This window comes from uncultured Clostridium sp., assembly GCF_900547735.1.
GTDB lineage: Bacteria > Bacillota > Clostridia > Lachnospirales > Lachnospiraceae > Otoolea.
Window position 1 is genome coordinate 18,747 of record NZ_URHZ01000015.1, and the last position, 16,705, is coordinate 35,451.

Annotated in this window: 17 protein-coding genes and 1 riboswitch; of the genes, 6 read left to right on the top strand and 11 right to left on the bottom strand. The window is 48.4% G+C overall.

The window, feature by feature from the left end:
• Window positions 1-17: 17 nt before the first annotated feature.
• The 9 genes from thiD to QZT18_RS06860 form a co-directional block, all read right to left on the bottom strand.
• A complete protein-coding gene (thiD, locus tag QZT18_RS06820) occupies window positions 18-824 on the bottom strand; it encodes a bifunctional hydroxymethylpyrimidine kinase/phosphomethylpyrimidine kinase (RefSeq protein WP_366925810.1) in 807 nt (268 codons plus the stop codon).
• Window positions 821-1,462, bottom strand: a complete 642-nt coding sequence (gene thiE, locus QZT18_RS06825; RefSeq protein WP_294145896.1) for a thiamine phosphate synthase — start codon at window positions 1,460-1,462, stop codon at window positions 821-823. Before thiE ends, thiD begins: the two co-directional genes overlap by 4 nt.
• On the bottom strand, window positions 1,449-2,417 hold the full coding sequence (thiM, locus tag QZT18_RS06830) for a hydroxyethylthiazole kinase (RefSeq protein WP_294145897.1): 969 nt from the start codon (window positions 2,415-2,417) through the stop codon (window positions 1,449-1,451). Before thiM ends, thiE begins: the two co-directional genes overlap by 14 nt.
• 34 nt (window positions 2,418-2,451) lie before the next feature.
• Window positions 2,452-3,036: an energy coupling factor transporter S component ThiW gene (gene thiW / locus QZT18_RS06835; protein ID WP_294145898.1), complete on the bottom strand. Its 585-nt coding sequence runs from the start codon at window positions 3,034-3,036 to the stop codon at window positions 2,452-2,454.
• A 112-nt stretch (window positions 3,037-3,148) separates the two neighbouring features.
• Entirely contained in the window at window positions 3,149-4,456 is a 1,308-nt protein-coding gene (thiC, locus tag QZT18_RS06840) for a phosphomethylpyrimidine synthase ThiC (RefSeq protein ID WP_294145900.1), read from the bottom strand.
• A 100-nt stretch (window positions 4,457-4,556) separates the two neighbouring features.
• Window positions 4,557-4,663: riboswitch (TPP riboswitch) on the bottom strand.
• Between the two features lie 598 nt (window positions 4,664-5,261).
• Complete coding sequence (locus tag QZT18_RS06845) at window positions 5,262-5,684, bottom strand: hypothetical protein (RefSeq protein ID WP_294145901.1); 423 nt, start codon at window positions 5,682-5,684, stop codon at window positions 5,262-5,264.
• Between the two features lie 352 nt (window positions 5,685-6,036).
• Complete coding sequence (locus QZT18_RS06850; protein ID WP_294145903.1) at window positions 6,037-6,735, bottom strand: DUF4367 domain-containing protein; 699 nt, start codon at window positions 6,733-6,735, stop codon at window positions 6,037-6,039.
• Window positions 6,728-7,279, bottom strand: a complete 552-nt coding sequence (locus QZT18_RS06855) for an RNA polymerase sigma factor (RefSeq protein WP_294145905.1) — start codon at window positions 7,277-7,279, stop codon at window positions 6,728-6,730. Before QZT18_RS06855 ends, QZT18_RS06850 begins: the two co-directional genes overlap by 8 nt.
• Before the next feature lie 75 nt (window positions 7,280-7,354).
• Window positions 7,355-7,657: a hypothetical protein gene (locus QZT18_RS06860; RefSeq protein ID WP_294145907.1), complete on the bottom strand. Its 303-nt coding sequence runs from the start codon at window positions 7,655-7,657 to the stop codon at window positions 7,355-7,357.
• 234 nt (window positions 7,658-7,891) lie between these two features.
• Here QZT18_RS06860 and QZT18_RS06865 point away from each other — a divergent pair, with 234 nt between their 5' ends.
• The 3 genes from QZT18_RS06865 to dnaB are packed head-to-tail and all read left to right on the top strand — an operon-like array spanning window position 7,892 to window position 11,753.
• Window positions 7,892-9,937 carry a DHH family phosphoesterase gene (locus QZT18_RS06865; RefSeq protein WP_294145908.1) on the top strand — a complete coding sequence of 682 codons (2,046 nt, stop codon included), beginning with the start codon at window positions 7,892-7,894 and terminating at the stop codon, window positions 9,935-9,937.
• 2 nt (window positions 9,938-9,939) lie between these two features.
• Complete coding sequence (gene rplI / locus QZT18_RS06870; RefSeq protein WP_294145910.1) at window positions 9,940-10,386, top strand: 50S ribosomal protein L9; 447 nt, start codon at window positions 9,940-9,942, stop codon at window positions 10,384-10,386.
• A 35-nt stretch (window positions 10,387-10,421) separates the two neighbouring features.
• On the top strand, window positions 10,422-11,753 hold the full coding sequence (gene dnaB / locus QZT18_RS06875) for a replicative DNA helicase (protein WP_125141209.1): 1,332 nt from the start codon (window positions 10,422-10,424) through the stop codon (window positions 11,751-11,753).
• Window positions 11,754-11,881: 128 nt separating this feature from the next.
• Here the strand turns inward: dnaB and QZT18_RS06880 are convergent, their stop codons facing one another.
• Window positions 11,882-12,181, bottom strand: a complete 300-nt coding sequence (locus QZT18_RS06880; protein WP_294145913.1) for a DUF6506 family protein — start codon at window positions 12,179-12,181, stop codon at window positions 11,882-11,884.
• Window positions 12,182-12,205: 24 nt separating this feature from the next.
• Complete coding sequence (locus QZT18_RS06885) at window positions 12,206-12,625, bottom strand: PPC domain-containing DNA-binding protein (protein ID WP_294145915.1); 420 nt, start codon at window positions 12,623-12,625, stop codon at window positions 12,206-12,208.
• Between the two features lie 290 nt (window positions 12,626-12,915).
• Between QZT18_RS06885 and QZT18_RS06890 the strand changes: the two genes are divergently transcribed.
• Genes QZT18_RS06890 through QZT18_RS06900 form a run of 3 tightly spaced genes read left to right on the top strand, consistent with a single transcriptional unit; the run spans window position 12,916 to window position 16,527 of the window.
• On the top strand, window positions 12,916-13,986 hold the full coding sequence (locus QZT18_RS06890) for a TAXI family TRAP transporter solute-binding subunit (protein WP_294145917.1): 1,071 nt from the start codon (window positions 12,916-12,918) through the stop codon (window positions 13,984-13,986).
• Window positions 13,967-14,440, top strand: coding sequence for a DUF1850 domain-containing protein (locus QZT18_RS06895; protein WP_294145919.1), 474 nt, complete (start codon window positions 13,967-13,969; stop codon window positions 14,438-14,440). Before QZT18_RS06890 ends, QZT18_RS06895 begins: the two co-directional genes overlap by 20 nt.
• A gap of 17 nt (window positions 14,441-14,457) precedes the next feature.
• Complete coding sequence (locus QZT18_RS06900) at window positions 14,458-16,527, top strand: TRAP transporter permease (protein ID WP_294145921.1); 2,070 nt, start codon at window positions 14,458-14,460, stop codon at window positions 16,525-16,527.
• Window positions 16,528-16,705 lie beyond the last annotated feature (178 nt).

Genomic DNA, 16,705 nt, shown 5'->3' on the forward strand with positions numbered 1-16,705 from the left:
AAACCGGTAAGCTTTGCCTACCGGTTTTCACTGTTTATATTCCAAGCATGGTATAAAGGGCCGTTTCCGTTTCCAAGGTCAAGCCCGGCGCTCAGAGCACCGGACAGATAGTGTTTTGCGCGGGCGACACTCTGTTCCAGGGACATATCTTCTGCAAGGCCGCAGGCGATGGCAGAAGAGAGCGTACAGCCGGTACCGTGGCTGTTGGGATTCGCGATACGGGGAGCGGAATACCAGTGGATCGTTTCGCCGATGCATAAAAGATCGCAGGCTCCCGAGGATAAATGGCCGCCTTTCAGCAGGACGGGTACGCGATAGTACCTGGAAAGCCGGAGGGCGGCCTTTTGCATGTCTTCCCTGTTTTGGATTGTAATACCGCCCAAAAGTACCTCGGCCTCCGGTATGTTGGGGGTAACTAAAGATGCCAGGGGGATCAGGTTTTCCGACAATGCGGCTAATGCCTCCTTGTCCAAAAGTCTTTTTCCGCTGGTGGATACCATGACGGGATCCAGAACGATATGGTCGGGAGAATAATATTTAATTCTGTCTTCTACGGTCAGTATGGCGTCTTTTGTGCCCAGCATTCCTATTTTTACAGCCTGGGGCATGAGATCCGAAAACACACTGTCCAATTGGGCGGTCAAAAGCTCAGGGGCAACCGGACGGACCATCTGGACGCCGAGTGTATTCTGGGCGGTGACGGCGGTAATGACGCTGGAGGCGTAGAGACCCAGCGCCGTGACGGTTTTAATATCTGCCTGGACACCGGCCCCGCCGCCGGAGTCTGAACCCGCAATGGTAAGTATGGAAGGAACGCGCATCATGGATTAACCACCTTTATAAGTTTTTCTTTCAGCGTGCGGACGGCCAGAGAGATATCGCTTTGACCGAAGATACCCGATACAACAGCGGCTCCGGCGATTCCGGTACCCGAAAGCTTTGTGACGTTTGACGCGGTGATGCCCCCGATTGCGGCGACGGGGATAGAGACGCTTTCACAGATAGCCGAGAGGGTATCGAGTGTCATCGGAAGAGCCTCTTTTTTTGTCCGGCTGCCGAAGACGGCGCCGGAACCGAGATAGTCGGCTCCCTGCGCTACGGCCAGTTTTGCCTGTTCCACGGTCTTGGCGGTGACGCCCAGAATCATGTCGGGACCAATTGCCAACCGGGCTTCGGCGGCGCTTATATCATCCTGTCCGACATGAACGCCGTCGGCCTGACAGCGGAGCGCAATTTCCACATTGTCGTTAATAATCAGGGGAACGCCGTAATATCTCGTGAGTTTGCGCATCATCAGCGCCTCCTCCAGAAAATGGCGTTCATCCAGGTCTTTTTCTCTGAGCTGAAGCATCGTGATACCGGAGGCCAGAGCCTCACGGACCATCTGTTCCAGTGTCTTTTCACCGGTAAATGACCGGTCTGTCACTGCATACAGCAGGCAGGCGGATTTATTGAATTTCAATTTTTATCCCTCTTTTCAGTGTTTCTTCATCAAGCAGGCTGACACTGTCTGTAAAATACCGGAGAAAACTTCCGGTTCCCTCACTGCGTTCCTTCACTTTCCGGTAAGCAAGCTCCCCGCAGAGACCTGCCGCCGAGACTGCGAGAGCCGTGGCGGAAAGTATTGCGGTTCCGGCGGATTCTGTGGCAGAAGCAGCAGAAAGTATCGCGGTTGAGACGTAGGCGGCAATGATTCCGTCCAGCATGCAGCCGCTGCCGGTGATGCGCGACATCATAGGACAGCCGTTGTGGATCAGCATGGTTTTATCAGCGGAGGTTACAAGATCGGTTTCACCCGTCATGACGACAACGGCTCCTGTTAATTCCGATAAACCGCGCGCGGCTTCGGTCAGGGCGGAAATGTTTGCCTTTGTCATGTTATCCTTTTGTGAGGCGTCAACGCCTCTTGGGGAATCCTGTATTTGGAGGGATGGGCTTTTATGCTCCGCAGCAGCCCCGCGCTCCAATTCCAGGTACAACCGTTTGATTTCCGAGGAATTTCCGCGTATTACCGCAGGTTTCGCCTGGCTCAGTACGCTCAGGATAGATGAGGTCCTGTACGGGGAAGAGCCGATACCCACCGGATCCAGGATGAGGGGGAGGCCGAGCTCTCCGGCTTTTTTGCCCGCCCTGCTCATGGAAACGGCGGATGACTCCTTCAGAGTTCCGAAATTCAGCAGCAGGCAGTCACTGCGGGATGTCACATCGGCGGCCTCATCAGGATGATCCGCCATAACGGGTGCGGCCCCGGCGGCCAAAATAATGTTGGCAACTTCACAGGCGGTCACATAGTTCGTAATGCAGTGAATCAGAGGCCGCCGCTCCCGGATGAGCCGCGGAAGAAGCAGGATTTCATCCGGGAATAGAGAGTTTGTTTCCGGAAATGGAGATTTTATTGAGAATGGCTCATTTATCATAATTTTCTGTCCCTCTTCTCTTTTGAGGCTGGAATCAGTTCTGTATCATTCTGTGAAGGTGGGAAAATAAGGGCGAGCGGCGCAGGATTTCCAAAAGGACCACGGCCATGGCGGTTCCACATACGGTACTGGTTAAAAACGGCACCACGTAGAAGAAAAGAGCAATCTCTTTTCCCATCAGAAAAACGGCTATCGGATAGCAGAGAAGGGCGCCGATGATTCCGGTTCCGACTACTTCACCGAGGTAGGCAAGGACAAAACGGCCTGTTTTCTGGAAGAGAAACGCACCCAGGAAAGCGCCGACCATACTGCCCGGAAAAGCCATAAGACTTCCGGTTCCCATCAGATTTCTTATCAGGGACGTGCAGAAGGCCATGCAGACGCCATACAAAGGACCGAGGAAAACGCCGGCAATGACATTGATAAAATGCTGAACCGGGAAACATCTGGATGCTCCGATGGGAACGGAGAAGCCGGACAGCGCCACGGTCAGGGCCACCAGCATGCCGCCAAGGACCGTCTTTTTCAGGCTCAGCGTGTTTGCAGCTCTGTCCTGTGTATGATTAGACGGGGCGGCAGTTTCTTTATTTCCGAATAATGTGGTAGTTTGATTTTTCATTTAGATTCTCCTTACTGTTTTAGATTCTGCCCACGATGCAGTAACATCCGGGTATCAATGCGGGGTATGTACCGGGTAATATATGTCAATGAAGCGTTAGGGGTATTTTTCATTATTCGTCATAAATGCTGACGATTTCCCCATCCAGGATGCGGTTCATATTTTTAACGGCACAGAAATTACCGCACATGGAACAGGTATCCTCTTTTTCCGGCTTGCCTGCGGCGCGGTAGCGTCTGGCTTTTTCCGGGTCAATGGAGAGGTCGAACATTCTCTCCCAGTCGAGCCGTTTTCTGGCCTCGCTCATCTCGTGATCCCAGTCGGCGGCGCCTTTGATTCCTTTGGCGATATCGGCGGCATGGGCGGCGATTCGGGAAGCGATGATTCCTTCCTTCACATCGTCGAGATCCGGCAGTCTCAGATGCTCCGCAGGGGTGACATAGCAGAGGAAGGAAGCTCCGGAAGCCGCGGCAATAGCGCCTCCGATGGCGGCGGTAATGTGGTCATAGCCAGGCGCGATATCCGTCACGAGCGGTCCGAGGACATAGAAGGGGGCTCCCTGGCAGATGGTCTGCTGAATTTTCATGTTGGCGGCAATCTGGTCTAAAGGCATGTGGCCTGGGCCTTCGATGATAATCTGGACATTCTTTTCCCAGGCTTTTCTGGTCAGTTCTCCCAGGGTAATCAGTTCCTCTATTTGTGAGATATCGGAAGCGTCGGTAATACAGCCGGGGCGGCAGGCGTCTCCCAGACTCAGTGTCACGTCATATTCCTGACAGATATCCAGGATTTCGTCAAAGTGCTCATAAAATGGATTTTCAAGTCCGGTCATCTCCATCCAGGCAAAAATAATGGAACCACCCCTGGATACGATGTTGGTCAGGCGCTTTGCCTCTTTGAACCGGCTTGCCGTATTTTTATTAATTCCGATATGGATTGTCATGAAATCCACACCGTCTTTGGCATGCATTTTCACGATATCAATCCATTCTTCGGAGGTAATCTCTTTTAAGGGCTTGTGGTAGTAGACGACGGCGTCGTAAATGGGAACCGTTCCGATAATAGCCGGACACTCGGAGGTCAGCTTGCGGCGGAACTTTCCAGTATCGCCAAAGGAACTCAGATCCATAATGGACTCGGCGCCCATGGCTACGGCATCATTTACCTTGGTGAGCTCCATATCCAGATCATTGCAGTCCCTGGAAGTGCCCAGGTTTACGTTGATTTTGGTTCTCAGCATGGAGCCGATTCCGTTCGGTTCCAGACAGGTGTGGAGTTTGTTGGCCGGAATGGCTATCTTCCCCTCGGCAACCAGACGCATCAGCTCCTGGGGATCAAAATGCTCTTTTTCGGCTACATTTTTCATTTCTCTGGTCAGGATGCCCTTTCTTGCGGCATCCATCTGGGTGGTGTAATTCATACTCATGTCCTCCTTGCTTTTTTTGTTTTTGGAGGGATCGCGGCTATTTTTCTGCAACAAAAAAGCCTGGGCCAACAGATCCCAGACTTGATTTTTTTAATATCCGTCATGTATGATCCCTACGTTGGCATTACCCAAATCAGGTTATATAGGTCGAAGTTTGATTACTTCCTCTCAGCCCGCTTACGAGCTCCCTGTTGATGGTGAGTGTAACACTGTAATTTACTTTTGTCAATAATTCTATTAGAAAGTCTTTATTCTTTTTATTCTTTCTTTATCCCCAGGCCAAACTTTGGCCATATATTTCCTGTATAGTATTAATCAAACAGGAAAACCCCCTATTACATAGACTTTTTCATACTCATGCCGGCAGGAGCAATCCTGGCCGGCTCCCCCTTTTTATAAATAGAAAAGTGTTCCTATGATATAAATAAATTCAAGCCGGGTTCTTCTTGGGTCTGTTTTACTGTTCTTCACATTTTTGCCAGAAAGTCTTAATCAATTTTATTTTTTCTTTATCCACTGGTCAAACTTTCGTCACACATTTCCTGTATAGTATTAATCAAACAGGGACACACCCTTTTACATAGACTTTTTCATACTCATGCCGGTGGGAATAGACCCACCGGCTCCTTTCCATTTTACCCTTCTGATTTATAATAACGGAAAACACTTCACGTTCTTTTATTCCAAATTAACATGGTTTGTACATATTGTATACAGGCTGCCGCAATGAAAAAGGAGACAGCCAAATTTTTTATGTTTAGCTGTCTCCCTGTGGATATTTTATAATATTGTAATTAGTTTATTGATAATAACCATAGGAAAAATACTCCGTTACAGTTTCTAATAATTTTGTGCCTTTATAGGCTTTTGCAGTTACCTTTAACTGATAGCTGTAGTTTTTGGCAATCCCATAAGATTTTTGCATCAAAAGTGTTGTGCCGTCGGGGTCTGACTCTGTCCAGGATTTTATGGTTTTCCAAGAGCTCTTGTACTGCTGCAGTTCGCAGGTCACTTTGATATTATCGGCCTCCGCGGGGCTGCAATCGGCAAAAACAGTGCATTCCGCCAGATTGTCGGACGGAACTTCGATGCCGCCGCTCAGCATCGCCCAGTGAGACCACCTTGGCTGAGGGGTGTTCGCAAATGCAGTCATGGCAAGGCAGGTTACCATAGAAACAGCCACAACTAAAGTTACAATGATTTTTCGAATCTTGTTTTTCATACACAGATTCCTCCTTTTTGTTTTCTCTTAGTTATACGAATAGGAGATTATAAATATAACAAGATATGAGAATATTGATATATAATGCCTATTTTGTCAGTACAATAAACAGGAGAGAAAATGGTAAGTCAAAAGATTTATCAGAAAGATGTGAAGGCGATGAGCACCGAAGTTATGAAAATATGGATACCTGTGGCTCTTTTCATTTTACACGAAGCGCCTGGTACTTAGTTACCTGATATACGCTGTTTTGATTTGATTGATCTTTGAATAAATTAAAAACAGGTGGTGAAAGTTGAGTACTACTTTCACCACCTGTTTTTAGATAAGATAAAAAATCGGATTTTAAAACTTACTTTATACTCTCCATAATTTTACAGGCTTGATCCAAAGAGAGTGTACCATGGATATAAAATTGATGATTATCTTTATTCATCAAAACTTTTAATTCGTCATTTTTTTGAATCACATAAGACTCATTTCCATTAATTAAAACTTTGCTCACTCCGGCTTCTTCTGTATCAATTGCGATGGCCGAAGGATTACCATAGTAGTAGAAGATGTAAGACTGAGTTCCTGTGCTGTTCACATACTTTATAAAAAATGATCCCTTCCCCTCACTCACCTCAGCAGAACTATAGCCATCAGGAATATATCCCGGTTCATAGGCCTGGTAGTTCTTTGTCAAGTTGGTGTTATTCTCCCCCTGAAAGTTAAACTTAGTTGACTTTTCTTTAACCTCCGTGAAAAACCGTATCAACGGTAAACGAAACGCCTCTACCCTGGTTACGGCAAAAACACTGATTGTTAATGCGAAACACAGGCAGACGACTGCCTGCAGCCGTTTCTTTGGGAATATTTTGGGGGATAAATTCCGTTTTTCCGCCCTTTTCTGGATTTCATCGACCCTGCGGTTATGTTCGTCTGAAAAGGTGTGGACGCTTTCCGGATCGAGTTTGTAAGCCTTCATTTCTTCGTCGGATTCAAGCTGCTCCTCCAGGGCTAATTCTAACAAATAATCACTTTTCTTTTTCATTAAATCGTCATTCATTATTTTTACACCCCTTTAACTTTTCGGCCAGTACTTTTTTCGCTCTGGAAAGACGTGTGTTGACGTTATATTCGGTTATGTTCAGGATTTGTGCTGTTTCTTTGGAAGTTAAGTGGTGAAGAATTCTCAGACGCAGTATTTCTTTATACTTGTCGTCCAGTTCGTTTATGAGTTGAATTACTGTTTTGTAATCTTCTGTCTCGATATACAGATCCTCTGTGCTTCTGCCGGTTTCAGTTTTTTCAACCGTTTCAAAGGGGATTGGTGCATGGTTGGCTTTTCTGATGTGATCAATTGCGGTGTTTTTTGTTATTGTAATCAGTAAATTTTTACAACGCGGCGTTTCAACTTCATTCTCGTCAATTCTGTATAAAATGTCAATAAGTTTGATTAATGAAAGTTGAACGATATCCTCTGCATCATGCTGATTTTTGGCAACATTAAAAGCAACCTGATACATCATATTTTTGTACCGCTCATAGATATGGCGAAATTTGGAGAGCTCTGCTTCCCCGTCGATCATGCTTAATAGAATCATACTCATTAGCCCTCATTTGTACGCGATAAATTTTTTGTTTGCATATTACGGCAGATATACCCGGAAGAATATGCAATGGAATCAGTACAGCTCACATTCATCAGAACCGTCAAACCCGGGTGTCGCAGTATAGGCGGGGTCACAATACTGTCTGATATATTGTGCGGCGCGCTGCTCGGCATACTTTTCATTGAGCACCGTGCCATTATCGTCCATTTCAATATTGTTTGCGAAAATTGCATACGCACACTCCAGGAGAGATGGCTCTTCCCTGAAAACACTTATATAGTCAATCCCCTCTAACAGCGGATAACCCACGGTTCCACTCGCAATCCAATATGAAAATTGCCTTAATGAACCACTGAATGAATGGCTTAGTTTCATAAAGATTTCCTCCTTTTTACTTATCATTTATCATATCATCCGCTAAGTCAAGATAGAGGTGACAAATCACATTATTTTTTGCCGCAATTGTTGAAACGGAGCACGCAGAAACCGTGCAAATGAGCGGCTGCGGCCGCCGTCCGCCGCCTGTGGCCTAATCTATTTCTGGACTAACAGATTTCTTTATGTTATAATGTTGAGAATAGGTGGGTGTTTTTTCACGGGAGACAGAGAATGAGAGAAAATACAAAAATAAAAGGCCAACTGCGGTTTTACCTGCAATGGCCATTGATATTGTCGGTCTTTTTGATGGCAGCGAATCTGGTTGTGGGAGCGATAAGCCCCAAGGCCGGTATTGCCATGTCCGGATTTACGTTACTTTATGTTGTGGTTGCCCTATGGCTGTTCCTGTACAGGAGAAAGAGGCTCATGGGCGGGCTGGTGGAATTCTCGGCAGAATATGCCGGGGTCCAGAAACAGTTACTTTCCGAGATGGCTATGCCATATGCAGTAGCCGATGCGGAGGGCCATCTGATTTGGATGAATAAGGCTTTTGCCGAAGTTGTGCAGGAGGATAAGGGCTGCAGGAAGAATCTGGCGGCGCTGTTCCCTGAGATTACAAAGGAAATGCTGGATGAGATAGAAGGAAATTCCTGTATTCATTCTTCATTTGACGGAAAGTTTTACCGTGTTGATATCAGACAGATTTACATGGATGAAAACGAAGGTCTGAGACTCAACCAGACGCAGGAAATCCCGGAGGAGCTGCTGCTTGCGGTTTACCTGTTTGATGAGACGGAAGTGCTCTCTTATAAGAGGGAGATTGATAACCAGAAGCTCGTGGCAGGACTGATTTATCTGGACAACTACGAGGAGGCGCTGGAAAGTGTGGAGGAAGTAAGACGTTCCCTGCTGTCCGCGCTGATCGATCGCAAGATCAATAAATACATCTCGAATATGGACGGTATTGTCAAGAAGCTGGAGAAGGATAAATATCTGTTTGTTATCAAACAGCAGTATACGGAAGAGATCCAGGAGAACCGTTTTAATCTTCTGGAAGATGTCAAAACGGTAAACATCGGTAACGAGATGGCTGTTACGCTCAGTATCGGTATGGGTATGAACGGAAGCAGCTATATTACAAACTATGAGTATGCCAGAACTGCCATCGATATGGCTCTGGGGCGCGGCGGCGATCAGGCCGTAGTCAAGGATGGGGCCAGAATCCGCTATTACGGCGGCAAATCCCAGCAGCTTGAGAAGACGACCCGCGTGAAGGCGCGTGTTAAAGCCCATGCAATGCGTGAACTCATGGATACAAAAGACAAATTATTAATTATGGGGCACCATATCGGCGATATTGATTCATTCGGCGCAGCCATCGGTATCTACAGGATTGCCACCTCTTTTAACAAGAAGGCAAGGATTGTGGTCAACAGCGTCAATTCCTCCGTTAAACCGATGATGGCGAGATTTCAGAATAATCCCGATTACCCCGACGATCTGCTGATGACAGGGGAAGAGGCTTCGGACTGGGCGGATGCCAATACGATGCTGGTTGTTGTCGACGTCAACAGGCCGAGCATTGCGGAAGCGCCAGAACTGCTGAAACAGATTAAGACGATTGTAGTGCTGGATCACCACAGACAGAGCAGCGAGATTATCGACAATGCGGTGCTGTCCTATGTAGAGCCGTATGCGTCCTCCACCTGTGAGATGGTTGCGGAAGTGCTCCAGTATATTGGCGATGGCATTAAGATCAAACCGGCCGAGGCGGACGCTATGTATGCCGGAATTGTAATCGATACAAATAATTTCATGAACCAGGCCGGGGTCAGAACCTTTGAGGCGGCAGCGTTCCTGCGCAGGAACGGCGCCGATGTGGTCAGGGTCAGAAAGCTGTTCCGCGATAAGCTGGAGGATTATAAGGCGAGAGCCGAGGCCATCCAGAAAGCGGAGATATTTAAAGACTATTTTGCCATCTCAGAATGCCCGGCCGAAGGCATTGAGAGCCCGACGGTAGTCGGTGCCCAGGCGGCCAATGAGATGCTCGATATCGTAGGGATTAAAGCTTCCTTTGTCCTTACGGAACTGGGAGATACCATCTATTTCAGCGCGCGTTCCATCGACGAGATCAATGTCCAGATCATGATGGAAAAACTGGGGGGCGGCGGTCACAGAACCATAGCAGGCGCCCAGTTGAAAGACGCGACGATAGAGGAAGCAAAGGACAAATTAAAAGAGATTATCACAGTAATGCTCGAGAAAGGGGATATATAGAAATGGAAGTTGTATTATTGGAAGACGTAAAAGCATTAGGGAAAAAGGGACAGATCGTAAAGGTGAACGACGGCTATGCCAGAAACTTTATCCTGCCTAAAAAACTGGGAATTGAAGCAACTTCAAAGAACCTTAACGACTTAAAACTGCAGAAGGCCAACGCCGACAAGATTGCTGCGGAGCAGCTACAGGCGGCCAAGGATCTGGCGGCAGAGATTGGAAGTAAATCAATTACACTTTCCATCAAGGCAGGGGAAGGCGGAAAAGCATTCGGTTCCGTTTCATCCAAGGAGATCGCAAAGGCAATCCAGGACCAGCTCGGAATGGAAATTGATAAAAAGAAACTGGTTCTTCCGGAACCGCTTAAAACATTTGGAACCCACGAAGTGCCTGTTAAACTTCACAAAGATGTAACCGGAAAACTGGCTGTTAAGGTAGTGGAAAGCTAAGAATACCGCTCACAGAGGAAATCGGAGGTTTACAGATGGATGAAGCGCTGATAAAAAGGGTACTCCCCCACAGCGTAGAAGCGGAACAGTCGGTCATCGGCTCAATGCTGATGGACAGAGAGGCAATTATTTCGGCGTCTGAGATTGTGACAGGCGCCGATTTTTACCAGCATCAGTATGGCGTGATGTTTGAGTCCATGGTGGAATTGTTCAACGAGGGCAAGCCGGTCGATCTGGTAACGCTGCAGAACCGCCTGAAGGAGAAGGATGTGCCGCCGGAAGTAAGCAGCCTGGAATTTGTCCGGGATATTGTCACGACCGTGCCGACGTCCGCCAATGTTAAAACATATGCCAATATCGTGAGAGAGAAAGCTGTCTTAAGGCGGCTTATCAAGGTGAATGAGGAGATAGAAGGTCTCTGCTACGCCGGGAAGGACAAGCTGGAATACATCCTGGCCCATACGGAGAAATCGGTCTTTGATCTGCTTCAGAGCAGGGGTTCTGGAGATTTCGTGCCGATCCGGCAGGTGGCCCTGAATGTACTGGAAAAGATTGAGACGGCATCCAAAAACCAGGGAACCGTTACCGGTGTGCCGACCGGATTTATTGATCTGGATTACCGGACATCCGGTTTCCAGCCATCGGATTTTATCCTGATCGCGGCCCGTCCGTCCATGGGTAAAACGGCGTTTGTACTGAATGTCGTGGATCATGTGGCCGTCAAAAAAGGTCTGCCCTGCATGGTATTCAGCCTGGAGATGTCCAAGGAACAGCTTGTAAACCGTATGCTCTCAATGGAATCCAACGTGGATTCCCAGAAGCTGCGTACCGGTACGCTGACCGATTCGGACTGGGATGCCGTGGTGGAAGGAATCGGAGTCATTGGAAATTCCAAACTGATTATTGACGACACGCCGGGTATTTCTATTATGGAACTGCGGTCGAAGTGCCGTAAGATGAAGCTGGAATACGGGCTCAGCGTCGTTATTATCGACTACCTTCAGTTGATGTCGGGTAACGGCAAGGGCGGAGATAACAGGCAGCAGGAGATTTCGGAGATTTCCCGATCCCTGAAAGCGCTCGCCAGGGAGATGAATGCCCCGGTTATCGCACTGTCCCAGTTGTCACGTGCCTGTGAGACGAGACCCGACCACAGACCGATGCTTTCCGACCTTCGAGAGTCGGGAGCCATCGAGCAGGATGCCGACGTCGTTATGTTCCTGTACCGTGACGATTATTATAATAAAGACACGGATATGCCCAACATTGCGGAAGTAATTATTGCGAAACAGCGAAACGGCCCAATCGGCACCATTCAGTTGATGTGGAGGCCTGAGCTGACGAAGTTTGCCAATCTCGCGAAGTAAGTTAAGAGAGACGTGTAAGAGAAGCATGTAAGAGAGCCATATAAAGAAGTTCACTATATATTAAAAACGGACTGCGCCTGTTCATCCCCTATGGGAAGAAGCGCAGTCCGTTTGTTCTATCCGCAGTCTTATTTTGAAAAGAATGCATCGAATAAGCTGTCCTGTTCCGGGTTATGGACCACATAACCGACCGCTATCTTGTTGTCCGTCAGTTCGATCAGTTTCTGCGCCTTTTCCGGGCCGAATGCGCCGCAGAGTTCCACCGCTCCAAAGCCCTCCGCTGCGAGTTCCTTCATTTTTGTGCAGGCCTCGTCGAAGCTGCGGACCGTGTAAATATAGCTTGTCATGCTGCCCTTTTCAAAACACGCCTGGTGTTCCTCCGGGTTATAGGCATCGCTCATCAGGATAAAAGCAAATTTCTTCTTCATGTTCTGTCTCCTTTTCTCTATTTTTTAAAACTTGAATAAGTTTAAACCGATTTCTTCGTCAAAAGCCCTGTCCACGCTTCCGTCTATCACGGTAATTACCATCTCGCAGGTCGCGCTTACGACCGCTCTGTTTAAATGGCCTCCGAAGACCTCTCCTTTATCATTTCCCGCGCTCATATGGAGGTGGGAATAAAATCCGCTGTTCATGGTATTTATCGTCCCGTTCAGGGATGCGATCTCATAATCACCCTTAAAATCATTGGAATAATATTTTTTCTCCCCGGTCTTAAACACTCCCGTTGTAAAATCATTGATCGCGCCCAGGGCGGTGACACCGGCCAGTCTTATGTTCTCTTTTAAGGCTATTTCTCTTACTTGCTCGAGGATTTCTTCCCCTTTGTCAATCCTTGCTATGATTGTGTTCTGAAATCTGCGGTAGTCCATATGAGCTTCCTCCCTTTCACTATTATCTCCGCTTATTGTAGCAAATCATTCCGTCATGATCCAGCCCTGTTTTACACATTGTCCGCACCGGATTTTACCGCTGGTTCCGGAATCGCCGGAAACGGCTTTTTTTGTCTGCATTTTATACATAGATTTCTGCGCTTCACGCGCCATTTTGGGCAGTTTGTACAAGGTCCGTTGACGATGATGTTAAGGAACTGTAAAATTAGCTCATAATTATTAAATAATTATAAAAAGTCAGTGAACATTTAAGAAAGAGGGTACGGGATATGAGGAAAAAAATGAAATCAGTGATTGCATGTATTACTTGTCTGGCAATGGCGGCGTCGCTTGCGGGCTGCTCGGGCAGCACGGGGACATCAGATGCGGGAAGTTCCGCCGCGCCGGTGCCGACAGTGGCCACGCAGGGGGCTGAAGGGGACAGCGGCCAGGCATCTACTGTGGACATTGACAGGGCAAAAGAATTTGTTACTATCGCGACCGGTCCTACCAGCGGTATTTACTATCCGATTGGAGGAGCATTTGCAACCGTTCTGGGCAACGCGGGATATAAGACATCGGCACAGGCAACGGGCGCTTCCGTTGAGAACATCAACCTGATTTCCGCCGGGGAGGCCGAACTGGCTATTGCGATGCAGGATTCCGTTATGCAGGCCTATGAAGGTTTTGGAGCTTTTGATACGCCCAATTCCGACCTCCGCGCAGTAATGCGTCTCTGGCCGAACTATGTTCAGCTTGTAACAACGGAAGGAACCGGGATTAAGAGTGTGGAAGATCTGAAGGGCAAACGTGTCGGCGTGGGTGCACCGAACTCCGGTGTGGAGCTGAATGCACGCATGATTTATGAGGCATATGGGATGACTTATGAAGACAGTGACGTGGACTATTTATCATACGGCGAGGCCATTGACCAGATGAAAAACGGCCAGTGTGACGCTGCATTCGTAACCTCGGGACTTCCGAACTCCACAGTCAGCGAGCTGGCATTCAGCTACGACATGGTAATCGTGCCGATCGACGGGGCGGGCAGAGACCATCTGGTTGAGAAGTATCCGTTCTTTGCGGCAAGCATCATTCCGGCCGATACCTATAACAATGAGGAAGATGTTGAGAGTGTATTTGTTTATAATATCATGATCGTCAACAAAGACCTTTCGGATGACATGGTATATGACATGATGAACTGCATTTTTGATGATATCGGAAGTATCAAAGCTTCCCACAACACGGCGGATAAGAACATCGACATAAGCTTCGGCGTCGATGACGTCAAGATCCCACTCCACGACGGCGCTGCAAAATGGTGGCAGGATCACGGATATGAAACGCCGCAGAACTAAATTTACCCTCCTGCTGATCGCATCAGCTCTGGTCATTCTCTCTGCCGCCGCCTTCGGACTGCGGCAGAGGGAGTACCTGGTCATCAGGAACCAGGAGACGGGAGAGACTTACGTGAGAGTGCCGGTGGAGACCGGAGACAAACTGAACTTCGGCTGGGAGCATTCTTTTGAGCATATCCCATGGAATGAATATTATGAGGTAGAAAAAGACGGGAGTTTTCTTTTAAACACAATTTCGGTGGCGGGTTTCGGCGCCGGAATTCCGGCGGAAATGGACTGCACCTACCGGTATGAAGACGGACTGATTTATATGGACGATATAGGGAGTGAATTTCCCCAGTTTAACTGGATTAATTCACAGACGGCATTAAAAGAGATAGGACTAAACGGCCGGCTTCTGATCAGGGGCGAGGATATGCCTCACCATGAGAAGATGGTGCTCTGTATCGAATAGGGAAAGGAGGATATGAAATGAGCGAGGAAGAGAAAAGACAGGATCCTGCTTCTGAGAAGGACGCCGATGCGTTCGGGGATGCGGCATTAGCAAGTCCGGAACCGGCAAATGCCGATGGGAAACCGGAGGCTGAACTGACGGATGCAAAAAAGCAGGAACTCCTTGAAAAGTTTGATAAAGAGAGCAAGACGCGCACCTTTGTATCACCGATGGTTGCGAGGGTATATAAGATTTTTGCGATTGCGGTGACACTGTACCACCTTGTATTTGCATCCGGTTTCTGGATGCCTGAGACGCTGAAACACCGTTCTCTCCATGTGTCAATGATTCTGATATTGGCATTTGCCATGTATCCGGCAACAAAAAAAGCCAGCCGCAAGGTGATTGCATGGTACGACTATATCCTGATGGCGCTTTCGGCGGCAGTGCCTCTTTATATGTGGCTTGATTATTTTAATATTATCAACCGGGCGGGCAAGCCGAATTCCATGGACGTCATTATTGGAACCCTGCTTACGCTCCTGGTGCTGGAGGCCACAAGACGCGTATGCGGCCTGGCGCTTCCGATTCTCGGCCTTATCTTTATTGCATACAGCCTGATGGGCACAAAACAGGGGCTGATTCCAATCGATATTCCGGGAATCTTCCTCCACAGAGGTTACACCTGGCAGAAGCTGATGAGCCATTTCTTCGCCAATACGGAGGGTATCTACGGCTCCTCGGTCAACGTGGCCTCAACCTACATATTCCTGTTTATTGCATTCGGCGAGATTATGAACAAATGCGGCATGGGCAAATTCTTCAATGATATTGCAAATGCCCTTGCGGGCGGAAGTAAAGGCGGCCCAGCCAAAGTGGCGGTTGTGGCATCCGGTCTTCTGGGCATGATCAACGGCGCGGCGGTGGCCGTAGTTGTGACAACCGGTTCGTTTACAATACCGCTTATGAAGAAAACGGGATATGACAATGAGTTTTCGGGCGCCATTGTTGCGACCGGTTCCGTAGGCGGTCAGTTAATGCCTCCTGTTATGGGCGCCGCGGCATTCATCATGGCGGAAACGCTGGGTATTAAATACAGCACTCTGCTTGTATCAGCAATTATTCCGGCCGTCATTTACTATATTGGAATCCTGCTTCAGATCCAGATGCGCGCTGAGAAAATGGGGATGCAGGGGACGCCGAAGGATCAGCTTCCCAAGATAGGTGAAGTTATGAAGGAATACGGCCATCTGGCGATTCCGCTGATTTTCCTGGTTTACATGCTGTTCTTCAGCGGCAAGACGGTAATTATGGCTGCATTCTATACTATTATTTTCACAATCGTTGTCGCAGAGCTGCGTCCGAACACGAGGATGAGCCTGGATGACATTATCGACGCCATGGTGGCAAGCGCCAAGTCGACCGTATCGGTTGCCATTGCCTGTGCCTGCGTCGGCATTATCGTAGGCGTGAGCAGTATCACCGGTTTCGCCCTCAACATGGCGAGCACCATCATCCAGATTGGCGGCCAGAACCTGATGTTCACCCTGATGTTTACAATGGTAACGTGTATGATTCTCGGCATGGGGCTTCCGAGCATTCCTTCCTATATCATCACATCCACGATTGCGGCCCCGGCCCTTGTAACACTGGGAATTCCGCCTATCGCGGCCCATATGTTCTGTTTCTACTTTGCAATGTTTGCAAACCTGACGCCGCCGGTTGCCCTGGCTGCATTTGCCGCGGCAGGCATAGCGGGAGGCAGTCCGATGAAGACGGGATGGGCGTCGGTGAAGCTGGCCCTGGCCGGATTTATCCTGCCTTACATGTTTGTGTATAATACGGAACTTCTGCTCCTCGACACACCGATTGCCAGAGGAATCCAGGTAGCCATCACGGCGGCCGTCGGCGTATTCCTGATCAGTGTGGCGGTGGAAGGTTTCCTGTTCCAGAAGGTAAACGTTGCACTGCGGATCCTCTGTTTTGTCGGTGCCTACCTCCTGATCGACAGCGGACTCATCACCGATATTATCGGCATTGCCATCTGCGCGGCGATCGTCATTTTACAGAAGACATTGGCGAAAAAAAATGTTACAATGGTGACGTAGCTTTTTTAGAGGTTACTAAAACCGGCATGATGGGGTGCTGCGGGACTGCACAGGATTCCGCGGCGCCCCTTTTTCAATTCATAGGAAATTACGTCCTATGAATTGAAAACGCTCCGCGAGGATGCACATGCCGCGCAGAGGTAAATAGTTGCAGAAGCGCACTGCGGCGGTGAGGAAT